We start from the raw sequence: 17,227 nt of genomic DNA, 5'->3' as shown, positions 1-17,227 counted from the left end.
GTCGAGGGGTCGGTCGTCATCCGCCGGATTGCTCGACGTGCGGCAGCTCCGTGAGGACCAGTTGCAACACCCGCACCGCACCCTCCTTGTCGAGGGGGTCGTTGCCGTTGCCGCATTTCGGGGACTGCACGCAGGACGGACAACCCCGGGGGCACTCACATGCCTCGATGGCGGCGGCGGTCGCTCCCAGCCAGGTACGCGCCTGGCGAAAACCGCGCTCGGCGAACCCGGCGCCGCCCGGATACCCGTCGTACACGAAGACACTGGGCAGACCGGCCGGGTCCGGTCCCACCGCGGTGGACAAGCCGCCGATATCGCCCCGATCGCAGCTGGCCACCAGCGGCAGCAGGCCGATCGCCGCGTGCTCGGCGGCGTGCAGTGATCCGGGGATCCGCGGCGCATCAATCCCCTTGCGCAGCAAGGCCTCTTCGGTGATGGTGTACATGACCGCGGTAGTCGCCAGCGTGTGTTCCGGCATGTCTAACTCGATGAAGTCGATCACCTCACCGGAAAGGCGGCGACGCAGATACCCCACCACTTGGTGGGTGACGGTGACGGGCACCAGACCCAGGGTGACGGACCCGAACCGCGTGCGTTCGCCGGTACCGGTGACGGTGATGTCGGTGATTTCCCGCGCAAACGTCGCGTACCCGGGGTCCTCGGCGTGCACGAAGGCGATCGCATCCTCGAGGTTCAACGAGTCGACGACATAGCTCTCCCCTTGATGGAGGTAGACGGCGCCCGGATGGACCGATGCCGGGGCCTGACCGACACCGGTACTGCCCAGCAGCCGCCCGGTGTCCGCCTCCACGATGACGATCTGGCCACCCGACGACCCCCGGATGTCCACCGCCCCATGCGGTTCTAGGCCTGCCGCGGGAAAGTACTTGCCGTTGCGCCGCCGCAGCAGTCCGTCGTCGATCAGACCCTCGGCCACCTCGGTTGCCCCGAAGTCGCGCACCTCGGCCTCGTCGAGTGGCATTTCGGTTGCGGCGCAGAGCAGTTGGGGCCCCAGAATGTAGGGGTTGGCGGGGTCGATCACCACCCGCTCGACCGGCTTGCCCAGCAGCGCGGCGGGATTGTGCACCAGATACGTGTCCAGCGGATCGTCGCGGGCGATCAGCACCACCAGCGCGCCCTGCCCGCGCCGGCCCGACCGGCCGGCCTGCTGCCAGAACGAGGCGACCGTGCCCGGGAACCCGGCGAGGACCACCGCGTCCAGCCCGGCGATGTCGACACCCAACTCCAGGGCGTTCGTGGTGGCCAGGCCGCGCAACCGGCCCTCTGCGAGGGCCCGCTCCAACGCGGTGCGGTCCTCGGCGAGATACCCGGCCCGATACGACGCCACCTTGCCGGAGAGCCCGGGGGCGATCTCGTCCAATCGCGCCTGCGTGCCCAACGCCGTCAACTCAGCGGCGCGGCGCGACCGCACGAACGTCAGCGTCTGCGCCCCTTCGGCGATCAGGTCGGCCATCACCCGCGCCGCCTCCGCTCCGGCCGAGCGACGCACTGGCGCGCCATTCTCACCGAGCAGGTCGGCGCGCAGCGCCGGTTCCCACAACGCGACCGTCCGGGCGCCCTGCGGCGAACCGTCCTCGGTGACCTCCTCGACCGGTAGCCCGATGAGCTCGGCGGCCGTCGCGCCCGGTTCGTCGGTGGTCGCGCTGGCGAAGATGACCGTGGGCGCGGACGAGTAGCGCGCGCACAGCCGCAGCAACCGCCGCAACACCATCGCCACGTTGGAGCCGAAAACCCCACGGTAGTAATGGCATTCGTCGACTATCACGAAGCGGAGACCGCGCAGCAGCACGGCCCAGCGGGCATGGTTGCGCAGAATCGACAAATGGATCATGTCGGGATTGGAGAACAGCCACCGGGATCGCTCCCGCGCGAACCGGCGGACTTCCGGGGGGCTGTCGCCGTCGTAGGCGGTGGGCGCCACGTCATGCAGCCGTGGAACGGCGGCCGTCAGCGCGTGCGCGGCCCGCAACTGGTCGTGGCCCAGCGCCTTCGTCGGGGACAGATACAACACCCGGGCGCGCGGATCGATGGTCAGCGCATTGAGAACGGGAAGCTGATACGCCAATGACTTGCCCGACGCGGTCCCGGTGCTCACCACCACATGACGGCCGGCGTGCGCCAGTTCCGCGGCGGCCGACTGGTGTGACCAGGGCGAAATCACCCCGCGGTCGGTGAACGCGCGCACCACGTCCGGCTCGGCCCAACCCGGCCAACTGTGCGGACGGCCGCTTCGTGGCGGCAGTTCGGCGACGTGCCGCAGTGGATGCTCGTCGGCGTCGGTACCGGCGAGCGCGGCGGCGAGCAGGTCGCTGCCGAAACTCGCCATTCGCACCCTCCTGGGATCGGCTTGGAATGAGTCCAAGACGCAAGTCTGTCGCCGAAGCGATGAACATGGTTGACTATTCGCGGTCGCAGCTTCTGTGTTCGTGCAAACTTTCGCAGGATCGACGTTGCGGCCGCGGTTCCTGCGAGGTTAATCGGTCGGGTGAAGTTCCGGCGACTGAGCGAGGTATGGCGGTCGTACCAGGCCCGGGGCATCGGCAGGCGGTGCCCCGCACCCAGAAGAAAAGGAAAGATCGAGAGATGCCACAGGGAACTGTGAAGTGGTTCAACGCGGAGAAGGGCTTCGGGTTCATTGCCCCCGAAGACGGTTCCGCAGATGTTTTTGTCCACTACACGGAGATCCAGGGTTCGGGCTTCCGTACCCTCGAAGAAAACCAGAAGGTCGAGTTCGAAATCGGCCACAGCCCTAAGGGCCCCCAGGCCACCGGAGTCCGCCCCGCTTAACCGGAGCAGGTCTTCCACGAACCCCCCGTGCAGTCCCGCCCAGCGGGCCCGTCGGGGGGTTTTCGTATTCCGTCCGGTCCCGAAGCGCCGCCGCGCCGGTTGCCTCAAGACGCGGATGGTCGACCTGGCCTACTGTCGGTGGCGTGAGCCAGCTTTCCTTCTTCACAGCGGAGTCGGTGCCGCCCGCGGTAGCCGATCTCTCCGGGGTGCTGGCGGCTTCCGGTCAGATCGTCATGGTCGGCGGTCCGGGGGCGCAGGGCGCGCGACTTTCCGTGGTGGTGGACCAGGCCTGGCGGGCCGCCGCGCTGGCCGAGATGATCCGCGAAGCGGGGCTGGAGCCCGAGATCGGCCACACCGACGAGGACACCCCGCTGGTGCGGACGGCGGTCACCGCCGCATTGGTGAGTTTGGCCGCCGAATGGACGCGCGGCGCGGTCAAAACGGTGCCGCCGCGCTGGCTGCCCGGGCCGCGGGAATTGCGGGCCTGGACGCTGGCGGCCGGTCATCCCGAGGGCGACCATTACCTGTTGGGCCTGGATCCCCACGCGCCCGATACCCATTCCCCACTGGCGTCGGCTTTGATGCGGGTCGGAATCGCCCCCACATTGATCGGCACCCGCGGCGGCAGGCCGGCACTGCGGATCAGCGGCCGTCGCCGGCTATCGCGCCTGGTAGAGAACGTGGGGGACGCCCCCGACGGCGTCGACGCGTCATCGGTGTGGCCGCGGGTATAACCGTCGAAAAAGATTTGTGTTTCCGGCGGCCGGTTTGCGCAGTCGCGCCTCAGGGTGCGAAATTGTCAGGTGCCCGAGGGCGAAGGAACGCTGGCGTATCTGAATTTCCGCGGAATTTTTGACGCCGGCCTGTCATTCTTCTGCGGGGCGGCCTCGCAGGGGGGCCGGGATCAAGGATGGAGCGTAAGCGTAGTTGGCCGACCCGAATCTCAAGGACCGCGAGAGCGGCCGGGCTGGGAGCCGTAGGCGACTCGTCATCGTCGAGTCGCCGACCAAAGCGCGCAAATTGGCCGGTTACCTGGGCTCCAACTACATCGTCGAATCCTCGCGTGGCCACATCCGCGACCTGCCCCGCGCCGCGGCCGACGTGCCGGCGAAATACAAGTCGGAGCCGTGGGCCCGCCTCGGTGTCAACGTGGATCACGACTTCGAGCCGCTCTACATCATCAGCCCCGAGAAGAAGAGCACCGTAAGCGAGCTGAAGGGCCTGCTCAAGGGCGTCGACGAGCTCTACCTGGCCACGGATGGTGACCGCGAGGGCGAAGCCATCGCCTGGCACCTGCTGGAGACCCTGAAGCCGAACGTCCCGGTCAAGCGGATGGTGTTTCACGAGATCACCGAGCCGGCGATCCTGGAGGCCGCCGAGAACCCCCGTGACCTGGACATCGACCTGGTCGACGCGCAGGAAACCCGCCGCATCCTGGACCGGCTGTACGGCTACGAGGTCAGCCCGGTGCTGTGGAAGAAGGTGGCACCGAAGCTGTCGGCGGGGCGGGTCCAGTCGGTGGCCACACGCATCATCGTGCAGCGGGAACGCGACCGCATGGCGTTCCGCAGCGCCTCCTACTGGGACATCCTGGCCCGGCTGGACGCCAGCGTGTCCGACCCGCAGGCCGCACCGCCGACCTTCACCGCCCGGCTGACCAGCGTCGACGGCCTGCGCGTTGCCACCGGCCGCGACTTCGACTCGCTGGGCCAGCTGCGCAAGGCCGACGAGGTGACCGTGCTGGACGAGGCCCGGGCGACCGAGCTGGCCAGCGGGCTGCACGGGGCGCAGCTGTCGGTCGCCTCGGTGGAGGAGAAGCCCTACACCCGCCGGCCCTACGCGCCGTTCATGACGTCGACGCTGCAGCAGGAGGCCGGCCGCAAGTTGCGGTTCTCCTCGGAGCGCACCATGAGCATCGCCCAGCGGCTCTACGAGAACGGCTACATCACCTATATGCGTACCGACTCGACGACGCTGTCGCAGTCGGCCATCAACGCCGCGCGCACGCAGGCGCGGCAGCTCTACGGCGAGGAGTACGTCTCCCCGTCGCCGCGCCAGTACACCCGCAAGGTGAAGAACGCTCAGGAGGCGCACGAGGCGATCCGGCCCGCCGGTGAGACCTTCGCCACCCCGGACGCGGTGCGCCGCGAGCTCGACGGCGACGAATTCCGGCTCTACGAGCTGATCTGGCAGCGCACCGTGGCCTCGCAGATGGCCGACGCGCGCGGGACGACGCTGAGCCTGCGGATCAACGGCGAATCCGACGGCCGCCAGGTCGTCTTCAGCGCCAGCGGGCGCACCATCACCTTCGCCGGCTTCTTGAAGGCCTACGTGGAGACCGTCGACGAATTGGCCGGCGGCGAGGCCGATGACGCCGAGAGCCGGCTGCCGCAGTTGACGCAGGGCCAGCGGCTGGACGCCATCGAGCTGACGCCCGACGGCCACGCCACCAACCCGCCGGCACGCTATACGGAGGCGTCGCTGGTGAAGGCGCTCGAGGAGCTGGGCATCGGCCGGCCGTCGACGTACTCGTCGATCATCAAGACCATCCAGGACCGCGGTTACGTGCACAAGAAGGGCAGCGCCCTGGTGCCCTCGTGGGTCGCGTTCGCTGTAATCGGTTTGCTGGAGCGCCATTTCGGCCGGCTGGTCGATTACGGCTTCACCGCCGCGATGGAGGACGAGCTCGACGCGATCGCCTCGGGGCAGGAGCGGCGCACCGACTGGCTCAACCGCTTCTACTTCGGCGGCGACCACGGAGTGGCCGATTCGGTGGCGCGCTCCGGCGGCCTGAAGAAGCTCGTCGGCGTCAACCTCGAAGGCATCGATGCCCGAGAAGTCAACTCCATCAAGCTGTTTGACGACGATCAGGGTCGCCCCGTGTACGTCCGGGTGGGCAAGAACGGGCCCTACCTGGAACGCATGGTGACCAACGACGAGGGTGAGCTCGGGCCGCAGCGCGCCAATCTCAACGATTCGCTGACGCCGGACGAGCTGACCCTGGAGGTGGCCGAGGAGCTGTTCGCCACGCCGCAAGAGGGACGCGCGTTGGGCGTCGACCCGGAGACTGGTCACGAGATCGTCGCCAAGGACGGCCGGTACGGCCCCTACGTGACCGAGATCCTCCCGCCGCCACCGGAAGACGACGAAGGCGGCGCCCCGGCCAAGAAGGGGAAGAAGCCGACGGGACCCAAGCCGCGCACCGGCTCGCTGCTGCGCAGCATGGACCTGCAGACCGTCACCCTCGAGGACGCGCTGAAGTTGCTGTCGCTGCCCCGGGTGGTCGGCGTGGACCCGCAGACGGGTGAGGAGATCACCGCACAAAACGGCCGCTACGGCCCATACCTCAAGCGCGGCACCGACTCTCGTTCACTGGCTACTGAGGACCAGATCTTCGAGATCACGCTCGACGAGGCGCTGAAGATCTACGCCGAACCCAAACGCCGCGGCAGGCAGGCCGCGGCCGCGCCACCGTTGCGGGAGCTGGGCGCCGACCCGGCGACCGGCAAGCCGATGGTGATCAAGGACGGCCGATTCGGTCCCTACGTCACCGACGGCGAGACGAACGCGAGCCTGCGCAAGGGCGACGACGTCCTGTCGATCACCGACGAACGCGCCGCCGAACTGCTGGCCGATCGGCGGGCCCGTGGTCCGGTGAAGCGTCCCGCGAAGAAGGCCGCCCGCAAGAAGGCCCCGGCCAAGAAGGCCGCCAAGCGCAGCAGCTAGCCCGGGCTAGTAGCCCGGACCGATCGACTCGCTGTGCACCTCTTCGGGGGCCCGCACGGGCTGGGAGTCCGTGACTCCGGCCAGCTTGACCGGCCGGGCCAGCTGAGTGGGGGCGGTGCGGCCCCGCAGCTCGACGACTTCGCCCACGTCCCAGCACAACGCCTCGGCGTCCAGCGCGCCGCTGACGGCGATCGCCGACGCCAGCACGTGGCCGGACTCGAGCTTGGCCAGCTCGGTCAGCCGAGCGGCCTCGTTGACCGGGTCGCCGATCACGGTGTATTCGAAGCGGGCCTGCGCGCCGATGTGCCCGGCGATCGCCCTGCCCGCCGAGACGCCGATGCCGAACTCCGCCGACCCGATGACCGGGAGCAGCTCGTCGTGCAGCTCGCGCGCCGCGGCGAGCGCCCCGCCGGAAGCGTCGGGGTGTTCGATCGGCGCACCGAAGATGGCCAGGGCGGCGTCGCCCTGGAACTTGTTGACGAAACCGCCGTGCCGGCCCACGGTTTCGACCACCACGCGGAAGAACTCGTTGAGCAGGTGGACCACCTCGGCGGGCGGGCGGGTCGCGGCCAGCTTGGTGGAGCCGACTAGGTCGACGAACAGCACCGCAACGTGGCGCTCCTGACCGCCCAGCTCGGTGCCGCGTTCCAGGGCGCGGCGCGCGACGTCTTCACCGACATAGCGGCCGAACAGGTCGCGCAGCCGCTGCCGCTCGGACAGGTCACGCACCATGTCGTTGAAGCCGGCCTGCAGCAGGCCCAGCTCGCTGGCGTCGTAGATCTGCATGTGCGCGTTGTAGTTTCCGCGCTGCACCTCGGACAGCGCCCAGCGCAGCTGGCGCAGCGGGTCGGCGATCGACATGGCCACCAGCAGGGTGCTGACGAAGCCGATGCCCAACGCTGCCAGCGCCAGCAACAGGATGGGGGTGAACAGCTTCTCCGGCGTGGCGTGCAGCAGGGATGCCTTGTCCGCCATCACCGCCAGCACAATGGCCAGCACCGGGACGGCGGTGGACAGCATCCACGTCAGGATCTGCCGCAGGATGACGCCGGGCGCCTGCACGTTCTCGGGCACGCCGCTGCGCAGGGCCGCCACGGCCACCGGCCGCAGCACCCGCTCGGACTGCAGGTAGCCGATGATCGCGGTCGCCGCGGCGCCGAGCCCGGTGGCGACGGCGACGACGGGAGCGGCGAATCGGGCCACCGACCAGCTGGCGATGATGAACACCACGCCGCCGATGCACCAGGCCGCCATGCTGATCAGCGTGCGATAGAAGGGCATTCGCAGGGCGCGGCTGCGCGCCAGCTCGGTGGCGGCCGGGTCGGCCTCGGCGAGCAGGTTGTCGCGGCGCTGCCAGCGGAAGACCGGCATCAGCAGCTTCAGGTTGACCATCCAGCCGGCCAGGAACAGCACCACCAGCGCGGTCGCGAAGACCGCCAGATTCAGGACCGGCAGATCCTGCAACTGGATGCGATCCTCGGGGGGCAGGGCGTAACGCAGGAAGCCCAGCACGAACAGGGCGCCGATGATGTCGGCCTGGAGCATGCTCAGCGAGAACAACGGCCACGGGGTACGCACCACCCACCGGACGAATGCGCTGATCCGCCCGGGCAGTGCTCCCGCTGTTGCCACGATCCCACCGTATCGGTCAGCAGGGACTTGTCGGAAACTTACAACGATCTCGGCGGGCCCCCATTCGGGCCGAAAAGAGCCGAAATGTAACGGGATTGTCCCAATACGGTGGCCGATCGGTATATGTCGGCGGTGGTGGCTACTGTTACCCGTGATGTCCGGGGTGTTTACGCGGCTGGTAGGCCAGGACGTGGTGACGGCCGAACTGCTCGCCGCCGCGAGGGCGGCGCGCGGTGATCTGGTTCACAGCGAAGCGGGCGCCGGGACTATGACACATGCATGGCTGATCACGGGTCCCCCCGGGTCGGGGCGCTCGGTCGCGGCGCTGTGCTTCGCCGCCGCGCTGCAGTGCACCTCCGATGGGGAACCGGGGTGCGGGCAATGCCGGGCGTGCACGACGACCATGGCCGGCACCCACTCCGATGTGCGCCGGGTGATCCCCGAAGGGCTGTCCATCGGGGTGGACGAGATGCGTGCCATCGTGCAGATCGCGTCCCGGCGTCCGGCCACCGGGCACCGGCAGATCGTGGTGATCGAGGACGCCGACCGGCTCACCGAGGGCGCCGCCAACGCGCTGCTCAAGGTCGTCGAGGAGCCGCCGCCGTCGACCGTGTTCCTGCTGTGCGCGCCGTCGGTGGATCCCGAGGACATCGCCATCACGTTGCGTTCCCGCTGCCGGCACGTCGCGCTGGTCACCCCGCCGACCGAGGCGATCGCGCGCGTCCTGATCGAGAGCGACGGCTTGACTCCGGACACCGCGAACTGGGCGGCGTCGGTCAGCGGCGGCCACGTGGGCCGGGCGCGCCGGCTGGCCACCGATTCCGAGGCCCGGGAACGCCGCGAGCGGGCGCTGGCGCTGGTGCGCGACGCCGCGACGCCGTCGCGGGCGTACGCCGCCGCCGAGGAGCTGGTGGCCGCGGCCGAAGCCGAGGCCTTGGTGCTCACGGCGGACCGCGCCGAGGCCGAGACCGAGGAGTTGCGTACGGCGCTGGGCGCCGGCGGCACGGGTAAGGGCACCGCCGGGGCGATGCGGGGCGCCACGGGCGCGATGAAAGACCTGGAACGGCGCCAGAAGTCGCGTCAAACCCGGGCCTCACGCGACGCGCTGGATCGGGCGCTGATCGACTTGGCGAACTATTTCCGGGACGCGCTCATGGTTTCGTCGGGCGCGGGCTCGGTGCGGCCCAATCATCCGGATATGGCCGATCGGGTGGCGGCGCTGGCCGCCCACGCCCCGCCGCAGCGGTTGCTGCGCTGCATCGAGGCGGTGCTGGAGTGCCGCGAGGCGTTGGCGATCAACGTCAAGCCCAAGTTCGCCGTCGACGCCATGGTGGCCACCTTTGGCCAGGAACTGCGCGATTAATTTCGTCGCGCCCGCCCGCCTGCCGTAGACTCGTGCCGCCCGGCGTGAGGGTGTGCCGCCTTAGCTCAGTCGGTAGAGCGATTCACTCGTAATGAATAGGTCGGGGGTTCGATTCCCCCAGGCGGCTCCACAATTCTTCTCCACCCAGCATCACGCCAGGGCGACGTTCGGCGTCCAGCGCCACGCCGGCGTGACCGTCGGTGCCGATGGCTCGGCGAGTGCGCGGCTAGGCCGGCGCCAGGAACCCCACCGGACCCGACGCGACGCATAACGCCAGCGCGGTGGTGTTGGCGCGCACGGTGATCGCGTCCCCGGCGCCGGGCAGCCGGGCGAAGACCCGGTTGAGCCCGGGATGCACGGGGACCTTGACGTCGGGTCCCTGCGTCAGCGCCAGCGTCATCGTTCCCTCGCTGTTGGCCAGGTAATTGAGCTCGACGCTCCAGTCGGCGGGCAGCAGCGGGCCGTCCAGGACCAGGCGCGCCGGCTTGTCCGGCTGCGCGAAGTAGCCGCACTGCGGCATGGGGCCGGGCACGATGGTCCGCACCCAGGTCACCCGCGCCTTGACCAGTCGGCCCGAGCTGTCAAGCATGCGCAATTGAGTTGTGGCGGAGGCGAATTCGGGCCGGTCGTGCAGCAGGGCGAACAGGTGGCTGGCCAGGTTCTCCGGCGCCGCCACCCGTTGCAGCACCAGCGGATCGACCTCTTGGTCCAGCAGCGGCGCCGTGGAGGCCGCGTGCGCCGCGGCCAGATCGGCCCGGGCGTTCTGTAGATAGCGCTGGGCCGGGTTGTCCCGCCAGCTGATCAAGAAGGTCGCCGTCGAATACAGGCTGCTGGCCACGAACAACGCCGTCACACCCAGCGTCGCCGCGGTGCGTCTGGGTGAGGCGTCCAGCCAGCGCGGCGCGGCGGGCCGGTTCGGCGCGCAGAACGCGACGGCGGCCAGCAGCGCCAACACGAAGACGAGATCCGGGAAATAGCGCAAGGTTTGGGCGAGTTCCAGCGCGGTCAGCTTCGACGAGCGCATCAGATAGATCGGCACCTGGCAGGCGACGGCGTAGCCGGCCGCGGTCAGCCACACCGGTACGATGCGCTGCTTGCGCACAAGCGAGACCGCCACGGTGCCGCCCAGCACCAGCCAGCCGAGCGCCATCACGAGCGGCGGGGGCGTGGCCCACGGTGAGGCCGGCGCCCACCGGTCCCAGTGCCACGGGCCCCCGGCAAGCCCGGGGACGATGCCGTGCGTGATCGATCGCGCCAGCAGGTCCGCCGTCATCGCCAGGTCCGAGCTCCACCGGCCTTGGTTGACGACGGCCAGGTAGAGCGCGATCCAGCCCGCGGTGAGCGCCAGCGTCGCTACCCATAGCCGCCGCCCGGCGCGCCACACCGTCAGCAGCGCCGCCCGGTCGCCGTCGACGTGACGCAGCAGCGCTACCACCGCGAACGCGACGAACGGGATGACCGCCGCCTTCTCGAAGAACAGCAGCCCACCGAAGTAGGCCAGCGTCCCGGTTATCGCATAGCGCTGGTTTCCCGTCCGCACCAGCAGGATGGCGTCGGCGCACACCCATGCCAGCGCCGCCAGCATCGGCAGTGAGTTCAGCGCCGCCGCCCACCACGCGAACCCCGGTACCGCCAACGGGGTGAACAGCGCGAAGGTCAGCGGGACCAGCAGCACCGGCCGCCGGCCGAGGATGACGTACAGGGCGCGCAGCAGCGCCAGCGAGGCCAGCAGCTGCAGCACCAGCAGGCTGATCGCCGGCCCGGTCCAGTTCAGCGGAGCCAGCCGGACGATGGCGCCGCCGAGCAGGAAAGCGCCCGGCATGACGTGGCCGTCGTGGTCGTCGAACAGGTACGCCGGCGAGAGCAGGTTGTGGGTGCCGGCCTTCCCGATGAGGATCAGGTCGTCCCAGTAGAAATAGCCGCCGAACGCCAGCACCGCGCGTATGCCCAGCTGAATGGCGATCAGCGCCGCGGCCAGGGCCAGTATGTATGGTGGGCCGGTGCGCGCACTGGTTACCGGGGCAGCCGGATTCATCGGGTCGACGCTAGTCGACCGTCTGCTGGCCGACGGCCACACCGTGGTGGGGCTGGACAACTTCGCCACCGGTCGCGCGACCAACCTCGAGCACCTGGCCGACAACCCCGCGCACGTCTTTGTCGAGGCGGACATCGTCACCGCCGATCTGCAGGCCATCCTCGACGAGCACCGGCCCGAGGTGGTGTTCCACCTGGCGGCTCAAATCGACGTGCGGCACTCGGTGGCCGACCCGCAATTCGACGCCTCGGTCAACGTGATCGGTACGGTGCGCGTGGCGGAGGCGGCGCGGCGGACGGGGGTGCGCAAGATCGTGCACACCTCGTCGGGCGGATCCATCTACGGCACCCCGCCGGTGTACCCGACGCCCGAGACGGTGCCGACCGACCCGGCCTCGCCGTATGCCGCGGGAAAGGTGGCGGGCGAGATCTACCTGAACACCTTCCGCCACCTCTACGGCCTGGACTGCTCGCACATCGCTCCGGCCAACGTCTACGGACCGCGGCAGGACCCGCACGGCGAAGCCGGCGTCGTGGCGATCTTCGCCCAGGCGCTGCTGTCGGGTAAGCCCACCAAGGTGTTCGGCGACGGCAGCAAGACCCGCGACTACGTGTTCGTCGACGACGTGGTGGACGCCTTCGTCAAGGCCGCGGGGGAGGCCGGCGGCGGCCAGCGGTTCAACATCGGCACCGGAATGGAAACCTCGGACCGGCAACTGCATTCGGCCGTGGCCGCGGCGGTCGGGGGGCCCGACGACCCGGAGTTTCATCCGGACCGCCTGGGCGACCTGAGGCGGTCGTGCCTCGACATCGGTTTGGCCGAACGGGTTTTGGGGTGGCGTCCGCAGGTCCGGCTCGACGACGGCGTGCGCCGCACGGTCGAGTACTTCCGCAGCGGCCAGACGGTCTAGCTGTGTTCGGGCGCCTGCGCGCCCTCGAGCGCCAGGGCGCGGGCGAGCCGGGCATATCGCAGTTCCAGGTCCTTGAACCGCATATACGTGCTGAGCGTGGTGAAGCAGAAGGCCATCACGAGCGCGTACAGCATCAGGTCGGTGCCGCGGCGCACCCCGAACCACTGCGCCACGACCGTGGTGTCGTCGGGCCGCAGCACGGCATAGACACCGGCCAGCACGAAGACGATGTAGCCCACCTTGACCCAGGCCCGGGACCGCGCGTTCCGCCGCGACCGCAGCAGATAGACCAGCAGCGCGATGATCGACCCGATCAGCAGCACCTGGATCCAGTTCATCTTGGAATCCTCCCTCGCAGGAACCCGTCGAAGATGATGTTGACGCCGTTGAGAAGCGGCTGTCCCTTCGACTTGGAGTAATCGGTGTAGAGCACCTCGACCGGTTGTTCGACAACGCGCCAATGGTTTTCGGCGATCAGCATGGTGAACTCGTTGGCGTGGCTCATGCCGCTCATGGTGATATCCAGTCCGTCGGCAACCTTCTTGTTGAAGACCCGCAACCCATTGTTGGTGTCGGTCAAGCCAAGTCGGCGACCACGACGGCTCAGGCGCGCGGCGGTCTGCAGAACCAGCCGCTTCACGAACGGCGGCCGGGTGCCACCGGGCGCGCCGAACCGCGTCCCGATGACCACGTCGACGTCCTCCGCGCAAAGCCGGTCCACCATCGCGGCCAGATCCTTGACCCGATGCTGCCCGTCGCCGTCGAACGTGGCGAACACCTGCGCCCCAGGCTGTTTGCGGGCGTATTCGACGCCGGTCTGGATGGCCGCGCCCTGGCCCAGGTTGATCGGATGCCGCACCAGATGAGCACCGGCCCGCCTGGCCGCCTCGCCGGTGCCGTCGGTGCTGCCGTCGTCCACGCAGACGACATTGTCGAAGATCGAGCGCACATCGGCGACCACCTCGCCGATGACGGTGGCTTCGTTGAAGGCGGGGATGACGATCCAGGCGCCCGAGTATTTGGAGTCAGTAACCATCTAGCCCACAAGGTTAGCCAGGATCAGCCGGTCAAGCGCTCGGCGCGCGAGAGCGCCACCAGATGAACACCGATTCCCACCAACGGACCGCACAACAGGCCGACGACGGTCCGCGTCTGCAGCGGCAGCGGCAGCAGTAGCAGCAACCCCGACGCCACCGTCGCGCCGACCCAGCCCAGCGAGTACGCCCGGTGCAGCGCCGCCGCTACCGCGCCGGCGCCGGTGAGCGTCAGCATGGCGATCGCCACCGCGGCCGCGGTCAGCCAGGCCAGCAGCGCGCCGCTGGCCTGGTACTGCGGCCCGAAGCCGACCCGCAGCAGCCACGGGCCCACGATCCCGGCGGCCACCACGCCGACCGCACCGATGCCGCCGATGATCCCTGCCGGCGCGATCAGGGCACGAACCCGATTGCTGCGCGCGTCGACGAAATGGGCGATCAGATTGCCCTGCATGGCGGTCAGCGGCACCAGCAGCGGCGCCCGCGTCAACGTCACGGCGAGGATGATGACCCCGCCTTCGGCTCCCAGCTCGTTGCTGGTCAGCTTGAGCAACACCGGAAAACCCATGACCAGAATCGCGCTCGCGCCCGCGGCGGTGATCGAATGGGCGGTCCCGCGCAGGAAGGTCTGGGCGCCACCGGGCGTCAGCATTCGGGCGGCTGCCCGCGCGGACGGCGACGCCACCAGCATGATCAGCCAGGCGACCGCGCCCGCGACGGTGGCCCACAGGAAGCCGACCAGGCGCCAGCCGAGCACGACGGTGGCCGCGGCGACGGTCACCCGGATGACGGCGTCGGTCACCATCAGCGCCCCGTACCCGGTCCACCGATCGGTGCCGGCCAGCATGCCCAGCAGGGTGGCGTGCACGCAGAACCCGGCCAGCCCGACGCTGAGCAGCGCCACCGACAGCCAGCGCTGCTCGACGAATACCCGCCCGCTCCAGAGCGGCGAGCTACCGGCGATCACCACGGCCGCGCCCAGGCCGACCAGCGCGGCGGCCCGCAGCGGATGGGTCCGGGGTTCGTCTCCGCCCGGCAAGGCCGCCGGGAGGTGGCGGCTGGAGCGGACCTCCCGGGTGGTCTCTTGAAGCAACCCGTTCGCGGCGCCGGTGACCAGGCCGAATGCCCCCCAGAACACCCCGAATACCGAAAAGCCGCCCGGCGCCAGGTCACGGGCGGCCAGGTAAATCACGGCGTAACCGCACAGGGCGGTCAGCGCCGTCGCGGCGCCGACCCGGGCCACGCTGCCGCGCGTGATCGGACCGGCGCCAGTGGAGGCTTGGGTACCGCCGACTTCGGGCATGGCCACAATTCGAAAATAGTAAGTGGCCGTGGATGCTGGTCGGTGGCGGCGACCGGGGTTCGCTATCGTGGGCGGCTGTCGGAAAGGACACCTTGGCCGCCTTGCGCATCTTCGGGATCTCGCTGTTGGTCAGCATCGCGGCCCTCGCGGTCGGGTATGCCCACGGCGGCCTGAAGGACCTCTTTCTCCTGCTGGTGCTGGCCACCCTCGAGGTGTCGCTGTCGTTCGACAACGCCATCATCAACGCCGCGATTCTGAAGCAGATGAGCCCGTTCTGGCGGCAGATGTTCCTGACCGTCGGGATTCTCATCGCCGTGTTCGGGATGCGGCTGATCTTCCCCTTGCTGATCGTCTGGGCCACCGCGCACCTCGATCCGGTCCGGGCGATGGAGTTGGCGCTGCACCCGCCGCCGCACGGCGCGCTGGAGTTCCCCGATGGCTCGCCCAGCTACGAAAAGCTGATCGTCGCCGCGCACCCACAGATCGCGGCGTTCGGCGGGACGTTCCTGCTGATGCTGTTTTTGGACTTCATCGTCTACGACCGAGACATCAAATGGCTCAAGTGGATTGAGGCTCCGTTCGCCCGCATCGGGCGGCTGGGGCAGGTATCGGTGGCGGTGGCCGTCGTGACGCTGGTGCTCGTCGGGACGCGATTGACGCACTCCACCGACGAGGGCCAGACGGTGCTCACCGCGGGACTGCTGGGCCTGGTGACCTATCTGGTCGTCAACGGTCTCAGTCGGGCGTTTCGCCCGCCGGACCTCGAGGCGGCGTCGGCCGGCACGGCGGTCGGCAAGGCCGGCTTGACGTTGTTCTTGTATCTCGAGGTCCTCGACGCCGCCTTCTCGTTCGACGGGGTCACCGGCGCATTCGCGATCACGTCGGACCCGATCGTCATCGCGCTGGGCCTCGGACTGGTGGGGTCGATGTTCGTCCGGTCCATCACCATCTTCCTGGTGAAGCAGGATGCGCTGGACCGCTACGTGTACCTGGAGCACGGCGCACACTGGGCGATCGGGGTGCTTGCCGTGATAATGCTGCTCTCCGTCAACCCGCGATACCAGGTTCCCGAGGCGATCACCGCGTCGGTGGGAGTGGTGTTCATCGGCGCGGCGCTGAGCTGGAGCGTGCTGCGCAATCGGCGCAACGCAAAGGCCGCGTCGGCCGCTTAGGCCTCGATCTGGCCCGCGATGCGCCTTTCGATGCCGGCTCTTGCGGGGGCCGGCAGCACGATCAGGCCGTCGAGTTCCTTGCTCGCCCGCGCGTAGGCATTCTGTCGTTCGTCGCGGGTGGCCGCCTCGTCCTGCGCCAGGTGCAGCAAGCTCTGGGCCCGCGCCATCCGTTGCTGCTCGTCCGCAGAGAAGTCGCTGCGACGCCGGCGGATCGCCTCGGCCTCGGCGATCTCGAACGCACTGATGTACTCGTGGACGGCGTCGCGGTATTCCACCAACGCGTCCCGGTTGCCGACCAGGCTCTCGGGCGGTTCGGGCCGCAGCAAATCCGCGTGCCGCTTCGCCCGATGGAACGCGATGGTCAGCGGGGCCCGCATATCGGTCATCATCGGGAAATCCAGCAATCGCGCGATATCGACTTCGTAGTCGAACCACCGGATGTCGGTACGGTCATGCGCCGCAACGAGTTTGGCGATCTCTCGCCGATCACTTTCGTCGTTGGTCCGTGCCCGGCCCGATGCCTCGGCCACCGCGATCTTGGCCTGCTGCTTCAGCCGATATCGTTCCAGCCGACGCTCGGCCCGACGCTCATTCGCGGCGGCTATGGCCCGAAGGCCGCCGCCGATCGCACCGCCCAGCGGGAAAACCAGCCACCAGAAATTGGTGGCGAAATGCAGCACCGGGGTCACATCGCCAGGATGCCACCGGAAATCGGCGTGCGGTTATGCCACGAGCGTTACCGCAGGTAAGCGGTCAGTGCCCGTTCGACTTGAACCGCTCGACCGAACGCTGAACCTCGGCTTCGGCCTCCGCGCGGCCGACCCAGTCGGCGGTCTTGACGAACTTGCCCGGCTCCAGCGCCTTGTACTGCTCGAAGAAGTGCTTGATCACGTCCAGTTCGAATTCGGGCACGTCGCCGATGTCCTGGATGTGGTCCCACCGATGGTCGCCAGCCGGCACGCACAGCACCTTGTCGTCGCCCCCGGCCTCGTCGACCATCCGGAACATGCCCACGGGGCGCGCCTCGACGATCACGCCCGGGAACACAGACTGCGGCAGCAGCACCATGGCGTCCAGTGGGTCGCCGTCCTCACCCAGTGTGTCCTCGATGAAGCCGTAGTCGGTGGGGTAGGCCAGCGAGGTGTAGAGGTAGCGGTCCAGACGCACCCGGCCGGTCTCGTGGTCGACCTCGTACTTGTTGCGCTGGCCCTTCGGAATTTCGATGGTCACGTCGAATTGCACTG

14 protein-coding genes and 1 tRNA gene are annotated in these 17,227 nt (G+C 69.0%); 7 read left to right on the top strand and 8 right to left on the bottom strand.

What is annotated here, in order from left to right; translation table 11 throughout:
* Positions 1–16: 16 nt before the first annotated feature.
* Positions 17–2,347 (bottom strand): DEAD/DEAH box helicase, encoded by a 2,331-nt coding sequence (locus A5750_RS11030; protein WP_066955624.1) that lies wholly within the window; start codon positions 2,345–2,347, stop codon positions 17–19.
* 257 nt (positions 2,348–2,604) lie between these two features.
* On the opposite strand from A5750_RS11030, the gene cspA reads away from it, so the two are divergent.
* The 3 genes from cspA (at position 2,605) to topA (ending at position 6,534) form a co-directional block, all read left to right on the top strand.
* Complete coding sequence (gene cspA / locus A5750_RS11025) at positions 2,605–2,808, top strand: cold shock protein CspA (protein WP_066955621.1); 204 nt, start codon at positions 2,605–2,607, stop codon at positions 2,806–2,808.
* Positions 2,809–2,951: 143 nt separating this feature from the next.
* Entirely contained in the window at positions 2,952–3,542 is a 591-nt protein-coding gene (locus A5750_RS11020; protein ID WP_066955618.1) for a hypothetical protein, read from the top strand.
* Positions 3,543–3,735: 193 nt separating this feature from the next.
* Positions 3,736–6,534 carry a type I DNA topoisomerase gene (topA, locus tag A5750_RS11015; RefSeq protein WP_066955615.1) on the top strand — a complete coding sequence of 933 codons (2,799 nt, stop codon included), beginning with the start codon at positions 3,736–3,738 and terminating at the stop codon, positions 6,532–6,534.
* A gap of 6 nt (positions 6,535–6,540) precedes the next feature.
* Here the strand turns inward: topA and A5750_RS11010 are convergent, their stop codons facing one another.
* Positions 6,541–8,214 (bottom strand): adenylate/guanylate cyclase domain-containing protein, encoded by a 1,674-nt coding sequence (locus tag A5750_RS11010; protein WP_231989174.1) that lies wholly within the window; start codon positions 8,212–8,214, stop codon positions 6,541–6,543.
* A gap of 106 nt (positions 8,215–8,320) precedes the next feature.
* Between A5750_RS11010 and A5750_RS11005 the strand changes: the two genes are divergently transcribed.
* Positions 8,321–9,529, top strand: a complete 1,209-nt coding sequence (locus tag A5750_RS11005; RefSeq protein WP_066955610.1) for a DNA polymerase III subunit delta' — start codon at positions 8,321–8,323, stop codon at positions 9,527–9,529.
* 54 nt (positions 9,530–9,583) lie between these two features.
* Positions 9,584–9,659 (top strand) — tRNA-Thr (locus A5750_RS11000).
* A gap of 96 nt (positions 9,660–9,755) precedes the next feature.
* Here the strand turns inward: A5750_RS11000 and A5750_RS10995 are convergent.
* Positions 9,756–11,564: a hypothetical protein gene (locus A5750_RS10995; RefSeq protein ID WP_231989172.1), complete on the bottom strand. Its 1,809-nt coding sequence runs from the start codon at positions 11,562–11,564 to the stop codon at positions 9,756–9,758.
* Here A5750_RS10995 and A5750_RS10990 point away from each other — a divergent pair.
* Positions 11,530–12,474 (top strand): NAD-dependent epimerase/dehydratase family protein, encoded by a 945-nt coding sequence (locus A5750_RS10990; protein WP_156659636.1) that lies wholly within the window; start codon positions 11,530–11,532, stop codon positions 12,472–12,474. The two genes, A5750_RS10995 and A5750_RS10990, sit on opposite strands and share 35 nt — an antisense overlap.
* Here A5750_RS10990 and A5750_RS10985 read toward each other — a convergent pair.
* Genes A5750_RS10985 through A5750_RS10975 form a run of 3 tightly spaced genes read right to left on the bottom strand, consistent with a single transcriptional unit; the run spans position 12,471 to position 14,811 of the window.
* On the bottom strand, positions 12,471–12,812 hold the full coding sequence (locus A5750_RS10985) for a DUF2304 domain-containing protein (protein WP_066955604.1): 342 nt from the start codon (positions 12,810–12,812) through the stop codon (positions 12,471–12,473). The genes A5750_RS10990 and A5750_RS10985 overlap by 4 nt on opposite strands.
* Positions 12,809–13,510, bottom strand: coding sequence for a glycosyltransferase family 2 protein (locus A5750_RS10980; RefSeq protein ID WP_067262717.1), 702 nt, complete (start codon positions 13,508–13,510; stop codon positions 12,809–12,811). Before A5750_RS10980 ends, A5750_RS10985 begins: the two co-directional genes overlap by 4 nt.
* A gap of 23 nt (positions 13,511–13,533) precedes the next feature.
* The gene (locus A5750_RS10975; protein ID WP_066955597.1) at positions 13,534–14,811 is read right to left on the bottom strand and encodes a hypothetical protein; all 1,278 of its coding nucleotides are present in this window, start codon (positions 14,809–14,811) and stop codon (positions 13,534–13,536) included.
* Positions 14,812–14,903: 92 nt separating this feature from the next.
* Between A5750_RS10975 and A5750_RS10970 the strand changes: the two genes are divergently transcribed.
* Positions 14,904–15,983, top strand: a complete 1,080-nt coding sequence (locus tag A5750_RS10970; RefSeq protein ID WP_067262879.1) for a DUF475 domain-containing protein — start codon at positions 14,904–14,906, stop codon at positions 15,981–15,983.
* On the opposite strand, the gene A5750_RS10965 is transcribed toward A5750_RS10970, so the two are convergent.
* Together A5750_RS10965 and A5750_RS10960 are read right to left on the bottom strand one after the other, a co-directional pair.
* A complete protein-coding gene (locus tag A5750_RS10965) occupies positions 15,980–16,672 on the bottom strand; it encodes a hypothetical protein (protein WP_066955594.1) in 693 nt (230 codons plus the stop codon). The two genes, A5750_RS10970 and A5750_RS10965, sit on opposite strands and share 4 nt — an antisense overlap.
* Positions 16,673–16,736: 64 nt before the next feature.
* Complete coding sequence (locus A5750_RS10960) at positions 16,737–17,225, bottom strand: inorganic diphosphatase (RefSeq protein WP_066955591.1); 489 nt, start codon at positions 17,223–17,225, stop codon at positions 16,737–16,739.
* Between the last annotated feature and the right edge of the window lie 2 nt (positions 17,226–17,227).

It is taken from the genome of Mycobacterium sp. 852002-51613_SCH5001154 (assembly GCF_001667425.1).
In the GTDB taxonomy this organism is placed as follows: domain Bacteria; phylum Actinomycetota; class Actinomycetes; order Mycobacteriales; family Mycobacteriaceae; genus Mycobacterium.
The sequence above is the reverse complement of the archived record's forward strand: the minus strand, read 5'-3'. Positions and strand labels throughout refer to the sequence as shown.

What these genes read in the sequence shown, in the direction of transcription:
- A5750_RS11030 (WP_066955624.1), bottom strand. Translation starts at nt 2,347, where the DNA reads ATGGCGAGTTTCGGCAGCGACCTGCTCGCCGCCGCGCTCGCCGGTACC.
- cspA (WP_066955621.1), top strand. Translation starts at nt 2,605, where the DNA reads ATGCCACAGGGAACTGTGAAGTGGTTCAACGCGGAGAAGGGCTTCGGG.
- A5750_RS11005 (WP_066955610.1), top strand. Translation starts at nt 8,321, where the DNA reads ATGTCCGGGGTGTTTACGCGGCTGGTAGGCCAGGACGTGGTGACGGCC.
- A5750_RS10995 (WP_231989172.1), bottom strand. Translation starts at nt 11,564, where the DNA reads ATGAATCCGGCTGCCCCGGTAACCAGTGCGCGCACCGGCCCACCATAC.
- A5750_RS10985 (WP_066955604.1), bottom strand. Translation starts at nt 12,812, where the DNA reads ATGAACTGGATCCAGGTGCTGCTGATCGGGTCGATCATCGCGCTGCTG.
- A5750_RS10980 (WP_067262717.1), bottom strand. Translation starts at nt 13,510, where the DNA reads ATGGTTACTGACTCCAAATACTCGGGCGCCTGGATCGTCATCCCCGCC.
- A5750_RS10975 (WP_066955597.1), bottom strand. Translation starts at nt 14,811, where the DNA reads ATGCCCGAAGTCGGCGGTACCCAAGCCTCCACTGGCGCCGGTCCGATC.